The organism is Streptomyces sp. UW30 (assembly GCF_008042075.1).
GTDB lineage: Bacteria > Actinomycetota > Actinomycetes > Streptomycetales > Streptomycetaceae > Streptomyces.
The window spans coordinates 18,009-35,052 of sequence record NZ_RDBN01000021.1 but is presented as its reverse complement, the minus strand read 5'-3'; the positions used below and the strand labels follow the sequence as shown (position 1 = coordinate 35,052).

General features: G+C 69.0%; 15 protein-coding genes. 4 read left to right on the top strand and 11 right to left on the bottom strand.

The features are described 5' to 3' along the window. Positions 1-43: 43 nt before the first annotated feature. The gene (locus tag EAO75_RS10345) at positions 44-1,168 is read right to left on the bottom strand and encodes a sugar ABC transporter substrate-binding protein (protein ID WP_187284381.1); all 1,125 of its coding nucleotides are present in this window, start codon (positions 1,166-1,168) and stop codon (positions 44-46) included. A gap of 293 nt (positions 1,169-1,461) precedes the next feature. On the opposite strand from EAO75_RS10345, the gene EAO75_RS10340 reads away from it, so the two are divergent. Then, positions 1,462-3,174, top strand: coding sequence for a fibronectin type III domain-containing protein (locus tag EAO75_RS10340; protein WP_147994774.1), 1,713 nt, complete (start codon positions 1,462-1,464; stop codon positions 3,172-3,174). Positions 3,175-3,247: 73 nt separating this feature from the next. Here the strand turns inward: EAO75_RS10340 and EAO75_RS10335 are convergent, their stop codons facing one another. From EAO75_RS10335 to EAO75_RS10315, 5 genes are all read right to left on the bottom strand, one after another. Further along, the gene (locus tag EAO75_RS10335; RefSeq protein ID WP_147994773.1) at positions 3,248-3,694 is read right to left on the bottom strand and encodes a heat shock protein transcriptional repressor HspR; all 447 of its coding nucleotides are present in this window, start codon (positions 3,692-3,694) and stop codon (positions 3,248-3,250) included. A gap of 5 nt (positions 3,695-3,699) precedes the next feature. Then, complete coding sequence (dnaJ, locus tag EAO75_RS10330; RefSeq protein ID WP_147994772.1) at positions 3,700-4,884, bottom strand: molecular chaperone DnaJ; 1,185 nt, start codon at positions 4,882-4,884, stop codon at positions 3,700-3,702. Between the two features lie 36 nt (positions 4,885-4,920). Continuing rightward, positions 4,921-5,565: a nucleotide exchange factor GrpE gene (gene grpE / locus EAO75_RS10325; protein ID WP_147994771.1), complete on the bottom strand. Its 645-nt coding sequence runs from the start codon at positions 5,563-5,565 to the stop codon at positions 4,921-4,923. Further along, positions 5,565-7,412 (bottom strand): molecular chaperone DnaK, encoded by a 1,848-nt coding sequence (gene dnaK, locus EAO75_RS10320; RefSeq protein WP_147994770.1) that lies wholly within the window; start codon positions 7,410-7,412, stop codon positions 5,565-5,567. The genes grpE and dnaK overlap by 1 nt, the downstream gene beginning before the upstream one ends. Positions 7,413-7,506: 94 nt before the next feature. Beyond that, entirely contained in the window at positions 7,507-8,571 is a 1,065-nt protein-coding gene (locus tag EAO75_RS10315) for an MraY family glycosyltransferase (protein ID WP_147995227.1), read from the bottom strand. A gap of 184 nt (positions 8,572-8,755) precedes the next feature. Between EAO75_RS10315 and EAO75_RS10310 the strand changes: the two genes are divergently transcribed. Together EAO75_RS10310 and EAO75_RS10305 are read left to right on the top strand one after the other, a co-directional pair. After that, positions 8,756-11,038 carry a (Fe-S)-binding protein gene (locus tag EAO75_RS10310; protein ID WP_147994769.1) on the top strand — a complete coding sequence of 761 codons (2,283 nt, stop codon included), beginning with the start codon at positions 8,756-8,758 and terminating at the stop codon, positions 11,036-11,038. A gap of 102 nt (positions 11,039-11,140) precedes the next feature. Continuing rightward, entirely contained in the window at positions 11,141-11,434 is a 294-nt protein-coding gene (locus tag EAO75_RS10305) for a zinc-ribbon domain-containing protein (protein WP_147994768.1), read from the top strand. A gap of 42 nt (positions 11,435-11,476) precedes the next feature. On the opposite strand, the gene EAO75_RS10300 is transcribed toward EAO75_RS10305, so the two are convergent. The 5 genes from EAO75_RS10300 to EAO75_RS10280 form a co-directional block, all read right to left on the bottom strand. Next, a complete protein-coding gene (locus tag EAO75_RS10300; RefSeq protein WP_261989232.1) occupies positions 11,477-12,187 on the bottom strand; it encodes a DUF2637 domain-containing protein in 711 nt (236 codons plus the stop codon). A gap of 273 nt (positions 12,188-12,460) precedes the next feature. Beyond that, positions 12,461-13,678 (bottom strand): MFS transporter, encoded by a 1,218-nt coding sequence (locus tag EAO75_RS10295; protein WP_410092223.1) that lies wholly within the window; start codon positions 13,676-13,678, stop codon positions 12,461-12,463. Further along, positions 13,675-14,298, bottom strand: a complete 624-nt coding sequence (locus EAO75_RS10290; protein WP_147995224.1) for a Chromate resistance protein ChrB — start codon at positions 14,296-14,298, stop codon at positions 13,675-13,677. Before EAO75_RS10290 ends, EAO75_RS10295 begins: the two co-directional genes overlap by 4 nt. Positions 14,299-14,387: 89 nt before the next feature. Beyond that, positions 14,388-15,308, bottom strand: coding sequence for a calcium-binding protein (locus tag EAO75_RS10285; RefSeq protein WP_147994767.1), 921 nt, complete (start codon positions 15,306-15,308; stop codon positions 14,388-14,390). Positions 15,309-15,498: 190 nt separating this feature from the next. Further along, the gene (locus EAO75_RS10280) at positions 15,499-16,197 is read right to left on the bottom strand and encodes a nitroreductase (protein WP_147994766.1); all 699 of its coding nucleotides are present in this window, start codon (positions 16,195-16,197) and stop codon (positions 15,499-15,501) included. Between the two features lie 145 nt (positions 16,198-16,342). Here EAO75_RS10280 and EAO75_RS10275 point away from each other — a divergent pair, with 145 nt between their 5' ends. Then, entirely contained in the window at positions 16,343-16,993 is a 651-nt protein-coding gene (locus EAO75_RS10275) for an FMN-dependent NADH-azoreductase (protein ID WP_147994765.1), read from the top strand. Positions 16,994-17,044: the final 51 nt, after the last annotated feature.

Sequence of the window (17,044 nt, the reverse complement as noted above, 5' to 3'; positions counted from 1 at the left end):
GGGCCCCGTCCCCGGCGGCACTCGTGCGCAACGAACGAGGGCGCTACTTCAGCCCGAGCGAGTTGCAGTCCGCCTTGTACTTGGCCGTGCAGATGTCGGACACCGAGTAGATCCCGTCGGCGACGACGGTCTCCTTGATGTTGTCCTCCGTCAGGGCGACCACGGGCACCAGCAGGGCCGAGATGTCCTTGTCGGTCGGGCTGTCGACCTGGTCCTGGGTGAGCGAGTCGAACTGGATGTCGTGGCCCTGGACCTTGGCCACGGCCATCTCCGCGGCGCTCTCGGCCTCCTGCGGGTACGACTTGTACACGCTCATGAACTGCTCGCCGCTGACGATCCGCTGCACGGCGTCGAGTTCGGCGTCCTGGCCGGTGATCGGCGGCAGCTCGCTCACGCCGGCCGCCTGGAGGGCCTTGATGATGCCGCCGGCCATGCCGTCGTTGGCGGCGTAGACGCCCTTGATGTTGTTCAGGCCGACGGCCTTGATCGCCTCGGACATGTTGGCCTGGGCGTTCTCCGGCTTCCAGTCCTTGGTGTCGTACGTCTTGGCTATGTCCACCGCGCCCTTGAGCTCGGACATGGCGCCCGCCTTGAACTGCTTGGCGTTCGGGTCGGTGGGCGAGCCGTTCATCATGACGATCTTGTCGGAGGAGTCGACCGGGTTCATGGCCTCCAGGAGCGTGCGGGCCTGGACCTCGCCGACGAGTTCGTTGTCGAAGGAGACGTACGCGTCGATCGGCCCCTCGGCCAGCCGGTCGTAGGCGATGACCGGGATGCCCGCGTCCTTGGCCGCCTTCACCCCGTCGGCGACGGCATGCGAGTCGACGGCGTCCAGCAGGATCACGTCGACCTGGTCGTCGATCATCTGCTGAAGCTGGCTCGCCTGCTTCTTGGCGTCCGCGTCGGCGTTGCGGTAGACGACGTTGCCCAGCTTGTTCGTGAGCTCGGCGACCTTGTTCTTGATGATGGGGTAGTCGAACTTGTCGTAGCGCGTGTTCGCCGTCTCCGGCAGCAGCAGCCCCACGGTGACGTCGTCGCCCTTGGTCGGACTCGCCTCGCTGCCGTCCCCGGTGACGCCCAGTGCCCCGCATGCGGCCAGCGAGAGGGTCATCGTGGACGCGGCGGCCACGGCTGTGGCGGTGCGGCGCAGGGGGCGCAAAGGACGCATAGAGGAGCTCACTTCTGGTGCCTTCGGGACACGGGTGCGTCAACGCACCCAGATGACTGAAAAGCCAACGCGTCGACAGCACCCAGCGTCAAGCGGAATCACTTAACGAGTGCGCAACACCACGCTCAGCTGACCATGTAAAGACAAGGCGGAACGTCTCCAAATACCCCTTACACCCCCTCCACCAAATCTTGATCAAGCGCAAGCCCAAGATCCGTACAACCAACCCCATTCCCCGCGAGTCCAGATCAGGACAGCGCCCACCGCTGTCCCCTACTCGACCAGGGGAGCGAATGATCCCAGCCAGACGCACGACCGCCGCGGCCGCGGCGACGGTCGTGCTCGCCACCGCGGGCACCCTGCTCACGGCGGCGCCCGCATCCGCCGCCACGACCTGCGCCTCGCCGGTCTTCAAGCGGCAGTTCTTCGCGAACACGGCCTTTTCGGGCACCCCGAAGAAGACCGACTGCGACACCGCCATCGACTCGAACTGGGGCACCAACGCCCCCGCCGCGGGCCTCCCGAAGGACAACTTCGGCGTCCGCTGGACCCTGACCCGGGACTTCGGCTCGGGCGGCCCGTTCACCCTCTCCGCCTCCGGCCTCGACGGCATCCGGGTCTACCTCGACGGCACCCGCAAGATCGACCTGTGGAAGAACACCTCCACGACCGTCGCGAAGACCGTCAACGTCACCATCCCGGCGGGCAGTCACACCCTGCGCGTCGACTACGTCAACTGGACCGGCTCGGCAAAGGTCGACTTCGGCTACGGCCCGAGGACTTCGGCCACCGTCGACACCGTCAGGCCGCTCGCGCCGACCGGGCCCTCGGTCTCGTACGACCCGGCGACGGGCAAGGCGAAGCTCACCTGGTCCAGGAACAAGGAGATGGACCTCGCCGGTTACCGCGTCCACCGCCGCCTGAAGGGCGCCTCCTTCGGCAGCACGCCCCTCGCGACGACCACCTCCACGACGTACACCGACAGCACCCTGCCGGTGACCGGAGCGACGTACTACTACGAGGTGCGCGCCTACGACAAGGCGGGCAACGAGTCGACCGGCACGACCGACCAGGCCGTCACCACTGCCGACCGTGTCGCCCCCGCCACGCCGACCATCACGAAGGCGACGGGTGAGGTGACCCCGACCGGCGGTTCGGGTGGACTGGAGGTCGGCTGGGGCAAGGTCGCCGACGCGGTCAAGTACCGCGTCTTCCGGGCCGCCACCAGCGGCGGCACGTACACCGAGATCGGCAGCACGGACCAGCTGTCGCTCCTGGACACCTCGGCCGTCAAGGGCGTCGTGTACTACTACCGGGTCTCGTCCGTCGACGCGGCGGGCAACGAGTCGGCCCGGTCCGTGACCCAGTACGGCAGGATCTGGGACAACGACCCGCCGGCCCTCGTGACCGGGCTGGACGTCACCCCGACCGAGTACGGCTTCCGGCTGGAGTGGGACAAGAGCGCGGCCACGGATCTGAAGTACTACACGGTCCACTGGGGCGAGCTCTACGGCGACGAGGGCGAACAGGTCTGCTGGGGCAGCCTGGTGGACTACGTCTCGCCGGGCGACACGTCCTACGACTACACCACGCTCCCCGACGGCGACGAGGTCTGCTTCTTCGTCGACGCCGTGGACGACCAGGGCAACTCCGCCATCAAGTGGAGCGACGACCCGGTCCAGGCCGTGCGCGTCACCGAGCTCGACATGACGCCGAGCGTGCCGACGCCCGAGGGGTCGCCGGTGCATCTGACGGCCGACGCCAACGACGACACCGCCGTGCTGACCTGGAACAGCGTGGCCGATGCCACCGGTTACCAGGTCTACCGCTGGAACCCCGACACCAAGGCCTACGAGGAGCTGACGACCACGACGGGCACTTCCTACGTGGACACCGGCGCCGGCGCAGGCACCACCCGCCACTACTGGGTCAGCGCCCTGTACGCGGACGGCACGGAGTCGGCGCCCGGCGGCGACTGGGCGGTCACCGCCCCCGCCAACCCCTGACGAACGCCGCGACAGGACCAGAAGGGGCCCGCAGGTGCGTACACCTGCGGGCCCCTTCTGTCGGCTTGCGCGGTCAGTCCTTGGCCTTCTTCGGCCGCCACACCACCAACGCGCTGGTGTGCTGTACCTCCTGGTACGGCACCAGGTCACGGCGGTACGACGCGTGTACCGCCGCCTCGCGCTGCTGCATCGCCGCCGCGGCGCCCTCGACGGCGGACTGGAGTTCGGCCACGCGGGACTGCAGCGCGGCGACCTGGTTCTCCAGTTCGATGATGCGTTTGATGCCGGCCAGGTTGATGCCCTCGTCCTGCGACAACGCCTGCACCTGGCGGAGCAGTTCGATGTCGCGGGCCGAGTAACGGCGGCCGCGGCCGGCGGTGCGGTCCGGGGAGACCAGGCCGAGGCGGTCGTACTGGCGCAGTGTCTGCGGGTGCAGGCCGGAGAGCTGGGCCGCCACCGAGATGACGTAGACCGGGGTCTCCTCGGTCAGTTCATACGGATTGCGTCGACGGCCGTCCATCTCCATCAAGCTCCCTTCGCGGCCTGGAACAGCTCCGCCCGCGGATCCTCACCCGCGGTCGCCTCGCGATACGCCTCGAGCGCGTCACGAGCCTTCCCCGTCACGTCCTTGGGAACACTCACCTCGACGGTGACCAGGAGGTCTCCGCGGGTGCCGTCCTTGCGGACCGCGCCCTTGCCCCGCGCCCGCATGGTGCGGCCGTTGGGCGTGCCGGGCGGCAGCTTCAGGGTGACCGGCGGTCCGCCCAGGGTGGGAACCCTGACCTCGCCGCCCAGGGCCGCCTCCGTGAAGGTCACGGGGACGGTCACCGTGAGGTTGTCCTCCTTGCGGCCGAACACCGGGTGGGCGTCGACGTGCACGGTGACGTACAGATCGCCGGCCGGGCCGCCGCGCTCGCCCGGCGCGCCCTTGCCGCGCAGCCGGATGCGCTGGCCGTCCGACACCCCGGCGGGGATGCGGACCTGCATGGTCCGGGACGACTTGGCCCGGCCGCTGCCCTTGCACTCCATGCAGGGGTGCTCGGCGATCAGGCCGCGCCCCTTGCAGTCCGGGCAGGGGTCGGTGAGCGAGAAGCCGCCGCCCGAGCCCCGGGCCACCTGGCCGGTGCCGACGCAGGTGGGGCACACCCTGGGCGTGCCGTTCTTGTCGCCGGTGCCCGCGCACGCCTTGCACGGCGACTGCGAGGACATCCGCAGCGGGACCGTCGCCCCCTCGATCGCCTCGGTGAAGCTGAGGCTGACCTCGGTGTCGATGTCCTGGCCGCGCCGGGGCTGCGTACGGGTCGTACCGGTACCGCCGCGGTTGAACAGGCCCCCGAAGACGTCACCGATTCCGCCGCCGAAGCCGCCGGCTCCCCCTTGGCCGCCCTGGGCGCCGCCTCCGAAGAGGTCGCCCAGGTCGAAGTTGAAGTTGCCGCCGCCCGCGCCGCCCGGCCCGGGGCGGAAGCCGCCGTTGCCGAAGAGGGCGCGTGCCTCGTCGTACTCCTTGCGCTTCTTGGGGTCGCCGAGGACGTCGTTCGCCTCGGAGATCTCCTTGAAACGCTCCTCCGCCTTGGCGTTGCCCTTGTTGGCGTCCGGGTGGAACTCGCGGGCGAGCTTGCGGTACGCCTTCTTGATCTCGGCCTCGGTGGCGTCCTTGGGGACGCCGAGGACCTTGTAGAAGTCCTTCTCGATGAAGTCCTTGGTGCTCATCCCCGACGTCCCTCCTCTCTCCTCGTCAGTTCAACGTCAGCCCTCGTCCGGGCCACCGCTCTCCTTGTCGTCGGCCGCCTCGGCGGACTCCTCCTTGACGGTCTGCGCGCCCGGCTGGGGCTCGGCGACGGCCACCCGCGCGGGGCGGATGGTGCGCTCGCCGATGCGATACCCCGGCTGGAGGATCGCGACGCAGGTCGTCTCGGTGACGTCCGGCGCGTAGGAGTGCATCAGCGCCTCGTGGATCGTCGGGTCGAAGGGCTCGCCCTCCTTGCCGAACTGCTGGAGGCCCATCTTCGCCGCGACGGTCTCCAGCGACTCCGCGACGGACTTGAATCCGCCGACGAGTTCGCCGTGTTCCCGTGCGCGGCCGATGTCGTCGAGCACGGGCAGGAGCTCGGTCAGGAGGTTCGCGATGGCGATCTCCTTGACCGTGATCCGGTCGCGCTCCACACGGCGGCGGTAGTTCTGGTACTCGGCCTGGAGCCGCTGGAGGTCCATCGTGCGCTCACCGAGCGCCGTACGCACCTGGTCCAGCTGGGCCACCAGACCCGCGTCTGCGGTTCCGTCCCCGGCCGGGGCCGCCCCCTCCTGGGGGGCGGCCTTCGACTCGGCGTCGTCAGGGGTCGCGCCGGAGGGGACGTCGGGCTTCTCCTCGAAGCCCGGGGTCTCCTCCGTCATTACGCGACACCGTCCTTGCGCTCGTCGTCCACGATCTCGGCGTCCACGACGTCGTCCTCGGCCTTGGCGCCACCGGGGGCGCCGCCCTCGGGACCGCCCGCGGCCTGACCGGCCTGGGCGTCGGCGTACATGGCCTGGCCGACCTTCTGGGAGACCGCGGCGACCTTCTCGGTGGCCGTGCGGATCTCGGCGGTGTCCTCGCCCTTGAGCGCGGTCTTCAGCTCCTCGACGGCGGCCTCGACCTCGGTCTTGACCTCGCCGGGGACCTTGTCCTCGTTGTCCTTGAGGAACTTCTCCGTCTGGTAGACGAGCTGCTCGCCCTGGTTGCGGGACTCGGCGGCCTCGCGGCGGGCGTGGTCCTCCTCCGCGTACTTCTCGGCCTCTTCGCGCATCCGGTTGACCTCGTCCTTCGGCAGCGAGGAGCCGCCGGTGACGGTCATCTTCTGCTCCTTGCCCGTGCCGAGGTCCTTCGCGGTCACGTGCATGATGCCGTTGGCGTCGATGTCGAAGGCGACCTCGATCTGCGGGACGCCACGCGGCGCCGGCGGCAGACCGGTCAGCTCGAACATCCCGAGCTTCTTGTTGTACGCCGCGATCTCGCGCTCGCCCTGGTAGACCTGGATCTGCACGGACGGCTGGTTGTCCTCGGCCGTCGTGAAGATCTCCGAGCGCTTGGTCGGGATCGTCGTGTTGCGCTCGATGAGCTTCGTCATGATCCCTCCCTTGGTCTCGATGCCGAGGGACAGCGGGGTGACGTCGAGGAGCAGGACGTCCTTGACCTCACCCTTGAGGACACCGGCCTGCAGGGCGGCGCCGATGGCGACGACCTCGTCCGGGTTGACGCCCTTGTTGGCGTCCTTGCCGCCGGTCAGCTCGCGCACGAGCTCGGCGACGGCGGGCATACGGGTGGAGCCACCGACGAGGACGACGTGGTCGATCTCGTTGATGGAGACGCCGGCGTCCTTCATGACGTTGAAGAACGGGGTCTTGCAGCGCTCCAGCAGGTCGGCCGTCAGCTGCTGGAACTGAGCCCGGGTGAGCTTCTCGTCCAGGTGCAGCGGGCCCTCGGCGGAGGCGGTGATGTAGGGCAGGTTGATCGAGGTCTCGGTGGACGAGGACAGCTCGATCTTGGCCTTCTCGGCAGCCTCACGCAGACGCTGGAGAGCCATCTTGTCCTTGGCCAGGTCCACACCGTGGCCCGACTTGAACTGCTGCACCAGGTAGTCGACGACGCGCTGGTCCCAGTCGTCACCACCGAGGTGGTTGTCACCGTTGGTGGCCTTCACCTCGACGACGCCGTCGCCGATCTCCAGCAGGGACACGTCGAAGGTGCCGCCGCCGAGGTCGAAGACGAGGATCGTCTGGTCGTCCTTGTCGAGGCCGTACGCCAGCGCGGCCGCAGTCGGCTCGTTGACGATACGAAGGACGTTCAGACCGGCGATCTCGCCGGCCTCCTTCGTCGCCTGACGCTCGGAGTCGTTGAAGTACGCGGGGACGGTGATGACCGCGTCGGTCACCTTCTCGCCCAGGTACGACTCGGCGTCGCGCTTCAGCTTCTGCAGGATGAAGGCGGAGATCTGCTGCGGGTTGAAGGGCTTCCCGTCCAGCTCCATCTTCCAGTCGGTGCCCATGTGACGCTTCACGGACCGGATGGTCCGGTCCACGTTGGTGACCGCCTGACGCTTGGCGACCTCGCCGACGAGCACCTCGCCGTTCTTGGCGAAGGCGACGACGGACGGCGTGGTCCTGGCGCCCTCTGCGTTGGTGATGACGGTGGGCTCGCCGCCTTCAAGAACGCTGACGACGGAGTTTGTCGTGCCCAGGTCGATGCCGACCGCACGTGCCATGGTGAATTCCTCCAGCTGACTTGAGTGGAACGGACTCAAGTGTGCACGACGGCTCGGAATGGGTCAACAGAGCTGAGTCGACCTCACTCAACTCTTATCCGTTCCTTACACGCAACTGGGCTCCGACCTGCGAAGACGCGACCCGATCGGAAACCCGAGCGGAGTCCTGCACCGGAACTCTGGGTTGACGCCGAGGCCCGTAGGGCTTGATGTGCAGCAGCGCCAGTACGGCGATCACGGCACCCACCCCCACCCACAACGCCCCCGAGCGCGCCATCCATCCCATGTGTACGAGGACGCCGACGAGTACCCCGGCGAAGGCCCCGACACCCAGCAGAACGGTCACGCCCTGCGGAGTGAGCCCGATCCGGCGCAACCGGTGGGCGAGATGATCCGGCCCGCGCCGCAGCAGCGGCCGTCCGGCCAGCCGGCGCGACAGCGTCACGAGGAGGACGTCGGCGGTGGCCAGAGCCGTGAGCGAGTACAGCACGCCCGCGCTCGACACCGGATCGTGCCCGGCGCGGGTCATCACGGCCGACGACGCGAGCACGAACCCGACGAACAGGGACCCGCACGCCCCGAGGCCGATCCGCGCGGGAGGCCAGTTGTGCATGAGGAACCCGGTCAGGGCGGCGGCCAGCACACTGAGCAGCACGGCGAGTTCGTCCATCACCTCGGCCGCCGCGCAGATGCCCACGCCGAAGGCGGTGAGCACGCCGACGGTGCCGACCAGCGCGTCCGCGTGGTCGAGGGCCTTGAAGCCGACGGCGACGAGGACGATCCAGCCGACGGCCACCAGGCCCAGCAGGATCCCGGTGTCGCCGTACGGCACGACGCAGGCCGCCGCCACGGCCGTACCGCCGACGAGGAACCGTGCCTTCACCCGCCGCACGTCGGCGACCAGTCCGAGCAGGGCCACGGCGCCCGCGGCGATGAGCAGCCGCACGATCTCGGAGCCCAGCGGGGCGAACCGCGTCCACTCCCCGGCGGCGGCGACCAGACAGGTGACGAGCGCGACGGCGACCCCGCCGAGCAGAGGCAGCGGCCGCTGCCGGCGGCGGTCGACGATGCCGAGACGCAGGGCGGGCAGGCGGAGCAGCATCGCTAGGAGGGCGGTGACCAGGAGAGCGGTCGTGGCGGCGGCGATCCCGTAAAGCACAGGCATAGATTAGTGGCGTATATACCATTTCGGGATGAATAACACGAATCGTTCTTAAGGCAAGCCTCAGCGACTCAGATCACCCCGCCCCTGGCTACAGTGCGACGGAGGATGCGGGTAGTCTCAGAGGACTGCATAAGTTACCGCTTAGTAATGTCGCCTCGCAGGCCCGAGGAGCCCCGAAATGCAACTCGCCGCGATCATCGTGTCGCTGGTTCTGATCGTGGTCGGCGTGGCCCTGTTCGCCCGCGCGATCGTTCAGATCTACAACTTCATGCGGCTCGGCCAGAACGTGCCCGCGGGCACCCGCACGGACGAGCCGGTGCAGCGCACCGTCACCGTGGCCAGGGAGTTCCTCGGCCACACCCGGATGAACCGCTGGGGCATCGTGGGCGTGGCGCACTGGTTCGTGGCCGTGGGCTTCTTCTCGCTGCTGCTGACGATCGTCAACGCCATCGGCCAGCTGTTCCAGGCCGACTGGATGCTGCCGATCATCGGCGACTGGGCGCCGTACAACGTCTTCGTCGAGTTCCTCGGCACGATGACGGTTCTCGGCATCCTCACCCTGATCGTGATCCGCCAGCTGAGCCGTCCGGGCAAGGCGGGCCGCAAGTCCCGCTTCGCCGGCTCCAACACCGGCCAGGCGTACTTCGTCGAGAGCGTCATCCTCATCGTCGGCGTCTGCATCTTCACGCTGCACGCGCTGGAGGGTGCCCAGCACCACGTGGACGGCTACGAGGCGTCGTTCTTCGTCTCGTACCCGGTGGTGTCGTGGTTCGAGGGCATGGACATCTCCACGCTCCAGAACCTCACCTACTTCTTCGCGGGCCTGAAGATCGCGACCTCGTTCATCTGGATGATCACGGTCGCCCTGAAGACCGACATGGGTGTGGCCTGGCACCGCTTCCTGGCGTTCCCGAACATCTGGTTCAAGCGCAACGCCGACGGTGAGACCTCGCTGGGCGCCCTGCTCCCGATGACCTCCGGCGGCAAGCCGATCGACTTCACCGACCCCGGTGACGACGACGTCTTCGGTGTCTCCCAGGTCGAGCAGTTCTCCTGGAAGGGCCTGCTGGACTTCTCCACCTGCACCGAGTGCGGCCGCTGCCAGTCGCAGTGCCCCGCCTGGAACACGGGCAAGCCCCTCTCCCCCAAGCTGCTGATCATGTCGCTGCGCGACCACGCGCACGCCAAGGCGCCGTACCTGCTGGCCGGCGGCGGCAAGAACATGGAGGGCGAGGAGAAGGCGTCCGAGGAGCAGCTGAAGGACGTCCCCGCGGCCGCCCTCGCGGAGGCCGAGCGTCCGCTGATCGGCACGGTGGAGGAGAACGGGGTCATCGACCCGGACGTGCTCTGGTCCTGCACCACCTGCGGCGCCTGCGTCGAGCAGTGCCCGGTGGACATCGAGCACATCGACCACATCGTCGACATGCGCCGCTACCAGGTGATGATCGAGAGCGCGTTCCCGTCCGAGGCGGGCACGATGCTCAAGAACCTGGAGAAGAAGGGCAACCCCTGGGGCCTGGCCAAGAAGCAGCGCCTGGAGTGGCTCAAGGAGGTCGAGTTCGAGGTTCCGGTCGTCGGCCAGGACATCGAGGACCTCACCGAGGTCGAGTACCTGTACTGGGTCGGCTGCGCCGGCGCCCTGGAGGACCGGGCCAAGAAGACCACCAAGGCCTTCGCCGAGCTGCTGCACATCGCGGGCGTCAAGTTCGCGATCATGGGCGGCGACGAGAAGTGCACCGGTGACTCCGCCCGCCGCCTCGGCAACGAGCCCCTGTTCCAGGAGCTCGGCATGGAGAACGTCATGGCGCTGAACATGGCGTTCGGCGAGGAGCTGGACGACGACGGCAAGGTGACCGAGGAGTCCCGCAAGCCCAAGTCGGCCAAGAAGATCGTCGCCACCTGCCCGCACTGCCTCAACACGATCGGCAACGAGTACCCGCAGATCGGCGGCGACTACGAGGTCATCCACCACACCCAGCTGCTGCAGCACCTGGTGGACGAGGGCAAGCTCGTCCCGGTCACCCCGGTCGAGGGCATCATCACCTACCACGACCCCTGCTACCTGGGCCGCCACAACAAGATCTACACGCCGCCGCGCGAGATCATCGCCAGCGTCCCGGGTCTCCGGAACGAGGAGATGCACCGCCACAAGGAGCGCGGCTTCTGCTGTGGCGCCGGTGGTGCGCGGATGTGGATGGAGGAGCGGATCGGCAAGCGCATCAACAACGAGCGTGTTGATGAGGCTCTTTCGACCAACCCCGACATCATCTCGACGGCCTGCCCGTTCTGTCTGGTCATGCTCACGGACTCCGTGAACGGCAAGAAGAACGACGGCAAGGCCAAGGAGTCCATCACGGTCGTCGACGTCGCCCAGCTGCTGCTGGAGTCGGTCAAGACGCCGGTGGACCCCGAGGACACCGCACAGACGGAGAACGAGCCGGAGMCCGAGCCGGTGAAGTAGCCGTCACGGCCGTACGTCCGACGCCCCCTGCTCCCGACAAGGGACAGGGGGCGTCGTCGTGAGGCAGGCTGGACGCAGGAACTGATCGGAAGGAACCACCGCGTGATCATCTTCGGCACCAAGGGCTACCTCTACCAGCTCGCGATACTCACGCTGGTGTGCGGCCAGTGCGGCAACCCCTCGGCGCACACGCTGCGCAAGCGCGTCACGAAGTTCACGCTGTTCTTCGTGCCGCTGTTCCCGATCTCGACCAAGTACGCGACGCAGTGCACCTTCTGCGGCGCCGAGCAGAAGGTGACCCGGGAGCAGGCCGAGCAGCTCCAGGCGCAGGCCGCCGCCGGGGGCCCCGGGGGTCAGCAGCAGTACGGACAGCCTCAGCAGCCGTACCGGTCCTGACCGACCCGGTGGGTCGGGGTTTCCGGAACCCCGGGCGGCGGTCTACGACTTCGGCTGCTTGGGGCCGTTCATCGTGTCGGCGGCGTGCCTGGGGCCCGGCCGCGACGAAAACTGGCCGACAAGCTCGCGAAAGCAGACCAGGGCGGTGATCGGCGGAATACCGACGATCACCATCGCCAGCAGGGAATCCGCCGACTGGCCGATGCACAGAGCGACCGCGGTGCCCGAGGAGATCAGCATGACGGCCCAGGACCGCCGGGCGGTCCGGCGCTGAACGGATGCCCGCAGAATGGACAGGCCGGCCAGCAGCCACGGTCCGTACACCGTCAGGGGCCACCATTGCGCCAACTTCTCCGACACGACGAGAAGCGCGATGTCGCGGAGCTGATCGTACGAATACGAGATTGACCAGGTGAGCATCGTCACCGCACACAGGGTGATTAACGTGACCAGAACGGAGACGCTCACGATCTTCGGATTTCCGCCGAGGATCCGGGCACCCGTCTGAGGTCGCTTCCGATGGACCGGGCGAGGCGGGGGTCTGTCATCGCTCCGCTGCGGCGCCGGCGGAGGTGGAACGAGATCAGTGAGATCCAGGCCTTGTGTCGTACTCAGCATCTGAGCCAGCTCCGCGTCCAGATCCCAGCCGCCCGACGAAGAGATCGTCTGCTCAGGAGCCTGCCAGAGGTTGTGCATATCGAGCCGCTGAGCGTACTGAAGCTGCTCGTCTACCGCGTCATAGTCCGACCTCATTTCTAGATCTTCTCCCCCTCCAGTGCCGCACGGAGATATTCACTCTCCATCCGACCGATCGCCCTCAGAAAGTCCTCAAGCAGATCAGAGCACCCGGTGATGCTTTCCGCAGTGGTCTGATCAGCTGCCCGGAACGGGCCCATAGAACTGTCCTCGGATGCAAGTTTTTCCCGCCACGTCACATTCACCTAACGAGCACCACACGGGACCGGACATCTGGCATTCGGGGGAATACGCGTCAACGGTGATTATCTAAATTCAGAAGATCGAAATTCAGAAGATCTCTTGCTCGCCGCGCTGCTCCGGTACGGCGCCGGGTGTCGCGCGGCGTCGGGCGGCGAGGGCGAGGGCGGGGCCGATGGCGATGAGCAGGGCGAGAGCGGCGTAACCGTAGGTGAGGGTGGCCGCGGCGGCGACGCCCGCGACCAGCAGCGGCCCGCCCGCGTCGCCCAGCTCCCGGCCGAGCTCGGCGGAGCCCATGGTCTGGCCGAGCCGCTCGGTGGGAGTGGAGGCGGCCAGGGCGGCGAAGCCGAGCGGGGTGATCAGACCGGTGCCGACGCCGATCAGGGCCGCGGCGAGGAGGATGCCGGCCGGCCCGGGGAGCATCGCGCAGGCGAGCCCCGCCGCCGTGGTCAGCAGTCCGGCGGTGAGGCCGGTGCGGAGGGTGAGGCGGCCGTCGTCCAGGGCCCGCCCGGCCTTCGGCTGTACGACGGCCGCGCAGGCCGCCAGCACCGAGACCGCGGCGCCGGTCGCGACCGTGCCGAGCCCGGCGACGGCGCCGGAGACCGGCAGGAAGCCGACGCCGACGGAGAGGGCGGCGGTCGCGGCGGCCAGGGCTGCCGTGGGACGGAGGAAGGCCGGGTCGGCCAGCCGCCGGGCCAGGTCCAGGACCGTCTGCCGCTGCCTGGGAAGCGGCGGCAGATGCGGTACGGCGACGGCGGCCCACAGTGCGACCGCGACGCCGAGCACCGCCAGCACGATGAACAGCAGCCGCAGACCGCCGGCCCACACCAGGACACCGCCGAGCAGCGGGCCGAGGGTGTAGCCGATGGACTTGTAGAAGCCGTAACTGCCGAACGCCCGCCCGTGCCCCGCAGCCGGGTTCAGCCGGGCGACCAGCGCGGACGCGGACGGCGAGAACGCCGAGGCCGCGGCGCCCTGGCCGAGCCGGGCGGCCCAGAGCCAGGCGGGGCTGTCGGCGACGACGTAGGCGGCGGAGGCGAGCGCGAACGCGACCAGCCCGCCGAGCAGCACGGGCCGGGCGCCGATCCGGTCGGCGAGGGTGCCGAAGACCGGCTTGAGCAGCACCTCGGCGCCGTCGTACAGGGCGAGCAGCCCACCGAGCACGAGCAGGGAGGTCACCGCGTCGTCGGAGTGGCCGCCGAGGTTGGCGGCGATGCCGTGCGCGCCGAAGGCGGTGGTGAAGCCGGCGGCGTACAGGGGCCACATCCGGGCCGCGGGGGCGGCCTGCCGGGGCGGTGTCGTGGTCATCGGCCGCTCTCCTCCCCGGGCTCGCGCCGGCCCTCTTCGGGCAGACGCTGCTCCGGCACCTGATGCAGTGCGGCGAAGACGCGCTCGGCGTAGTCCTCGCAGGCCGCCACGCAGACCTTGAGCCGCTCGGTGGCCTCGGCGGCCTCGGGGGCGCCGAACACGTCCCGTGCCGTCAGGTCCCGGTGCCAGCGGCGCAGCCGCTCCAGCGACTGCTCCTCTTCTTCCAGTTCGGCGAGCGTGAACTTGGCGATGCGGATCTCCTTGGCCAGTTCCGCCTCGAACTTGCCGCAGTCGGCGATGAACTCGGCCCAGTCCGCGGAGCGCGCGGCCGTGAACATGGCCCGCAGCCGCTGCCCGTCCTGCGCGCCGCGCCCCGTGGCCGCCAGCGACACCGCCTCGCCCCCGGCGCGCTCGGTCAGCTCCAGCACCCGGCCGATCCCGTCGGCGAACAACGGCACGTCCGGTACGGCCCACACGCCCTGCCCGAGCGAGAGCGCACCGGTCTTGCGCAGCTCACGCCAGACGGCCACCCGGTGCCGGGAAGGCTCGGCCGGAACCCTGACGACGAGGACGATCCAGCGCGTTTCGGCACGCGCGTGGTCGCCCTCGCCGTTCTGCATCTCAGTCACACTTTGGAATGTAGCAGCCGTTACATCGCGGGGGTACCGGAGCGGGACCCCGTCGGGAGAGACGAGGGATGAGGGAGGTGTCAGTCCTGGCGCTCGACGTCCGTGCCCGGTCCGCCCGACAGGGTGTCGCGGCCCGGGCCGCCGTACAGCTTGTCGTTGCCGCTGTTGCCGTAGATCGTGTCGTCGCCACTGTTGCCGTACAGGATGTCGTTGCCCGGGCTGCCGTACAGGAAGTCGCTCCCGGTGCCACCGCGCACGGTGTCGTCGCCGTCTCCGCCGGTCAGGTGCTGCCGGCCCGCACCGCCGTGGATGACGTCGTTGCCCACGCCGCCGTCCACGCTGGTCTCGTCGCCGTCGGCGTAGATCGTGTCGACGCCGCCATGACCGAACACGATGGACCCCTCGGCGGCGTGGACCGTGTCGTTGCCGTCCTCGGCTAGCGCCACCCCCGCGACGCCCAGCGTGATGGTGTCGTCGCCCGTTCCGCCATGGATCGAGTTTCCGTCGACACTGCCGGTGTGGGTGTACTTGTCCTTACCTGTCCCCAGGTCGATCGAGGCGTGGTAGTAGGTCTGGTCGGTGGCGTTGTCATAGGTGACGGTGTCGTTGCCGTCTTCCAGGTTCAGGAACAGCAGGGCGTACGGGTCCTGGGTTTCCAGGGTGGTCCCCGTGCACGAGACCTTGGTGCGGTCCGCGCTGTCCGGGTAGCCGCACTCCGTTGCCGTCGGGGCGATCTCGATCGGGACCACGTCGTCGAGGACGTAGGTGATCCGCTCCAGGCCTTCGCCCTTCGTCGCGGTGACGCTCAGCTTGTTGGTCTGGCCCTCGGCCGCTATGTAGGCGATCGACCTGCCGCCGGCACCTTGCTCCACCCTGGCCGACGGCGCCGCGGCACCGGCCACGCCGGGCAGGGCGATCGAGGCGGTCAGGGCCGTACCGAGGGCCAGGGTCAGGGTCGAGGTGGCGGCTAAGGCCTTGCGGCGGGCGGGGCGAGCGAGCATGGCACAACCTCCGTGAGAAACAGGTGGATACGACAACCACAGGTGACTCGCGGAGTTTGTGGGTGGTTGCACTGGGAGTCCTGCGATCACGTCGGGTCACCGCCCCGGCGATGACCCGCGAAACCCCGCCGACCAGCGGAGATCCATTCGTCACGCCCCCGATCAACACCTGACCTGCACGCAGTCGTCGTCAGGAATTCATCGCTCCGGCCGACGCCCCGCAACCGTCGACGAACGTCACCGTCTCCTCCAGCGGAGCCCGCCCGGTGCGGGCGGCACCCACACCGGCGGCGTCCGCGAACCCGATCGACATGCCGCAGAAGAGGATCAGCCCGTCCGGCGGTGACAGCACCTGCGCGACGGACCTGTGGTACTTCGCCCACGCCATCTGCGCGCAGCTGTGCAGCCCCTCGGCGCGCAGCAGCAACATGACGGTCTGCAGATACATGCCGACGTCGGACCACTGGGCGGGCCCCATGTCGCGGTCGATGTAGCAGAACAGCGCGGCGGGCGCCCCGAAGCAGTCCCAGTTCGCGGAGGCGGCCCGCTGGCGCGCCTCCAGGTCCTCGCGCGCGATGCCCAGCGCGCCGTAGCGCTGCTCGCCGAAGGCGGACCGGCGCTCGCGATAAGGGGACTTCAGGTCGGGCGGGTACTGCTCGTACTCGGGCTCGTCCCAGGGGTCCGAGGAGGCCAGGCGCTCGCCGGCACACTTCTTCAGCTCGGCCAGCGGCCTTCCGGTCACCACGTAGGCATGCCACGGCTGGAGGTTCGAGGCGGACGGCGCCCAGGCCGCGGCGGCGACGGCACGCTCCAGCACCTCCCTCGGAACGTGCCGGTCGGTGAACTCGCGTACCGCCCGTCGGCTCGTGACCGCTTCGTAGACGTCCAAGGTCGACTGCCTCCCGTTCGCACAGCGCGCTCGCGCTCCGTTCGCTCGGCGCGCTCCTCTTCGTTGCGACTGTGACGGTATCATTCGAGACGATCGCGAGTTAAACTATGGGCGATTACAAGACACCAGCCCTTGGAGAAAGCCCATGGCCACGCTGCTGCACATCGACTCGTCCGTGCTCCCCGGCGAGGCGTCCTCGTCCCGTTCGGTCGCGGCCGCCTTCCGCCAGGCCTGGGAGGAGCAGCACCCGCAGGGCACGGTGGTCCACCGCGACCTCGCCGCCGACCCCGTCCCGCACATCACCGCCGCCGCCTGGACCGCCGGCTACGTCGCACCGTCCGAGCGCACGCCGGAGCAGTCCGCGGCGTTCGCCGGGCGCGAGCGGCTCATGGCGGAGCTGGAGCAGGCCGACGCCGTCCTGATCGGCGCCCCCATGCACAACTTCTCGATCCCGTCGACCCTCAAGGCCTGGCTGGACAACGTCCTTCTGCTCGGCCGCACCGCCGGCGCGAACCCCTCGGCCAAGGGCACCCCGGTCATCGTCGTCGCCAGCCGCGGCGGCTCGTACGCGCCGGGCACGCCGCGCGAGGGCTTCGAGTTCGTGCGGAACTACCTTCAGGCCGTACTCCGGGACACCCTCGGCCTGGACCTCGACTTCATCGTCCCGGAGCTCACGATGGCCCCGCGCAACCCGGCGATGTCCGAGCTGGTCCCGCTCTACGAGGCCTCGCGCCAGCGGGCGTTCGAGGACGCCGCCGTCAAGGCCAAGGAGCTGGCGGAGCGCCTCGCGGCGTGACCGTCCGACGGCCCCCCGAGCGGGAAGCCGCGTGACGGCTCGCGCGCCGCC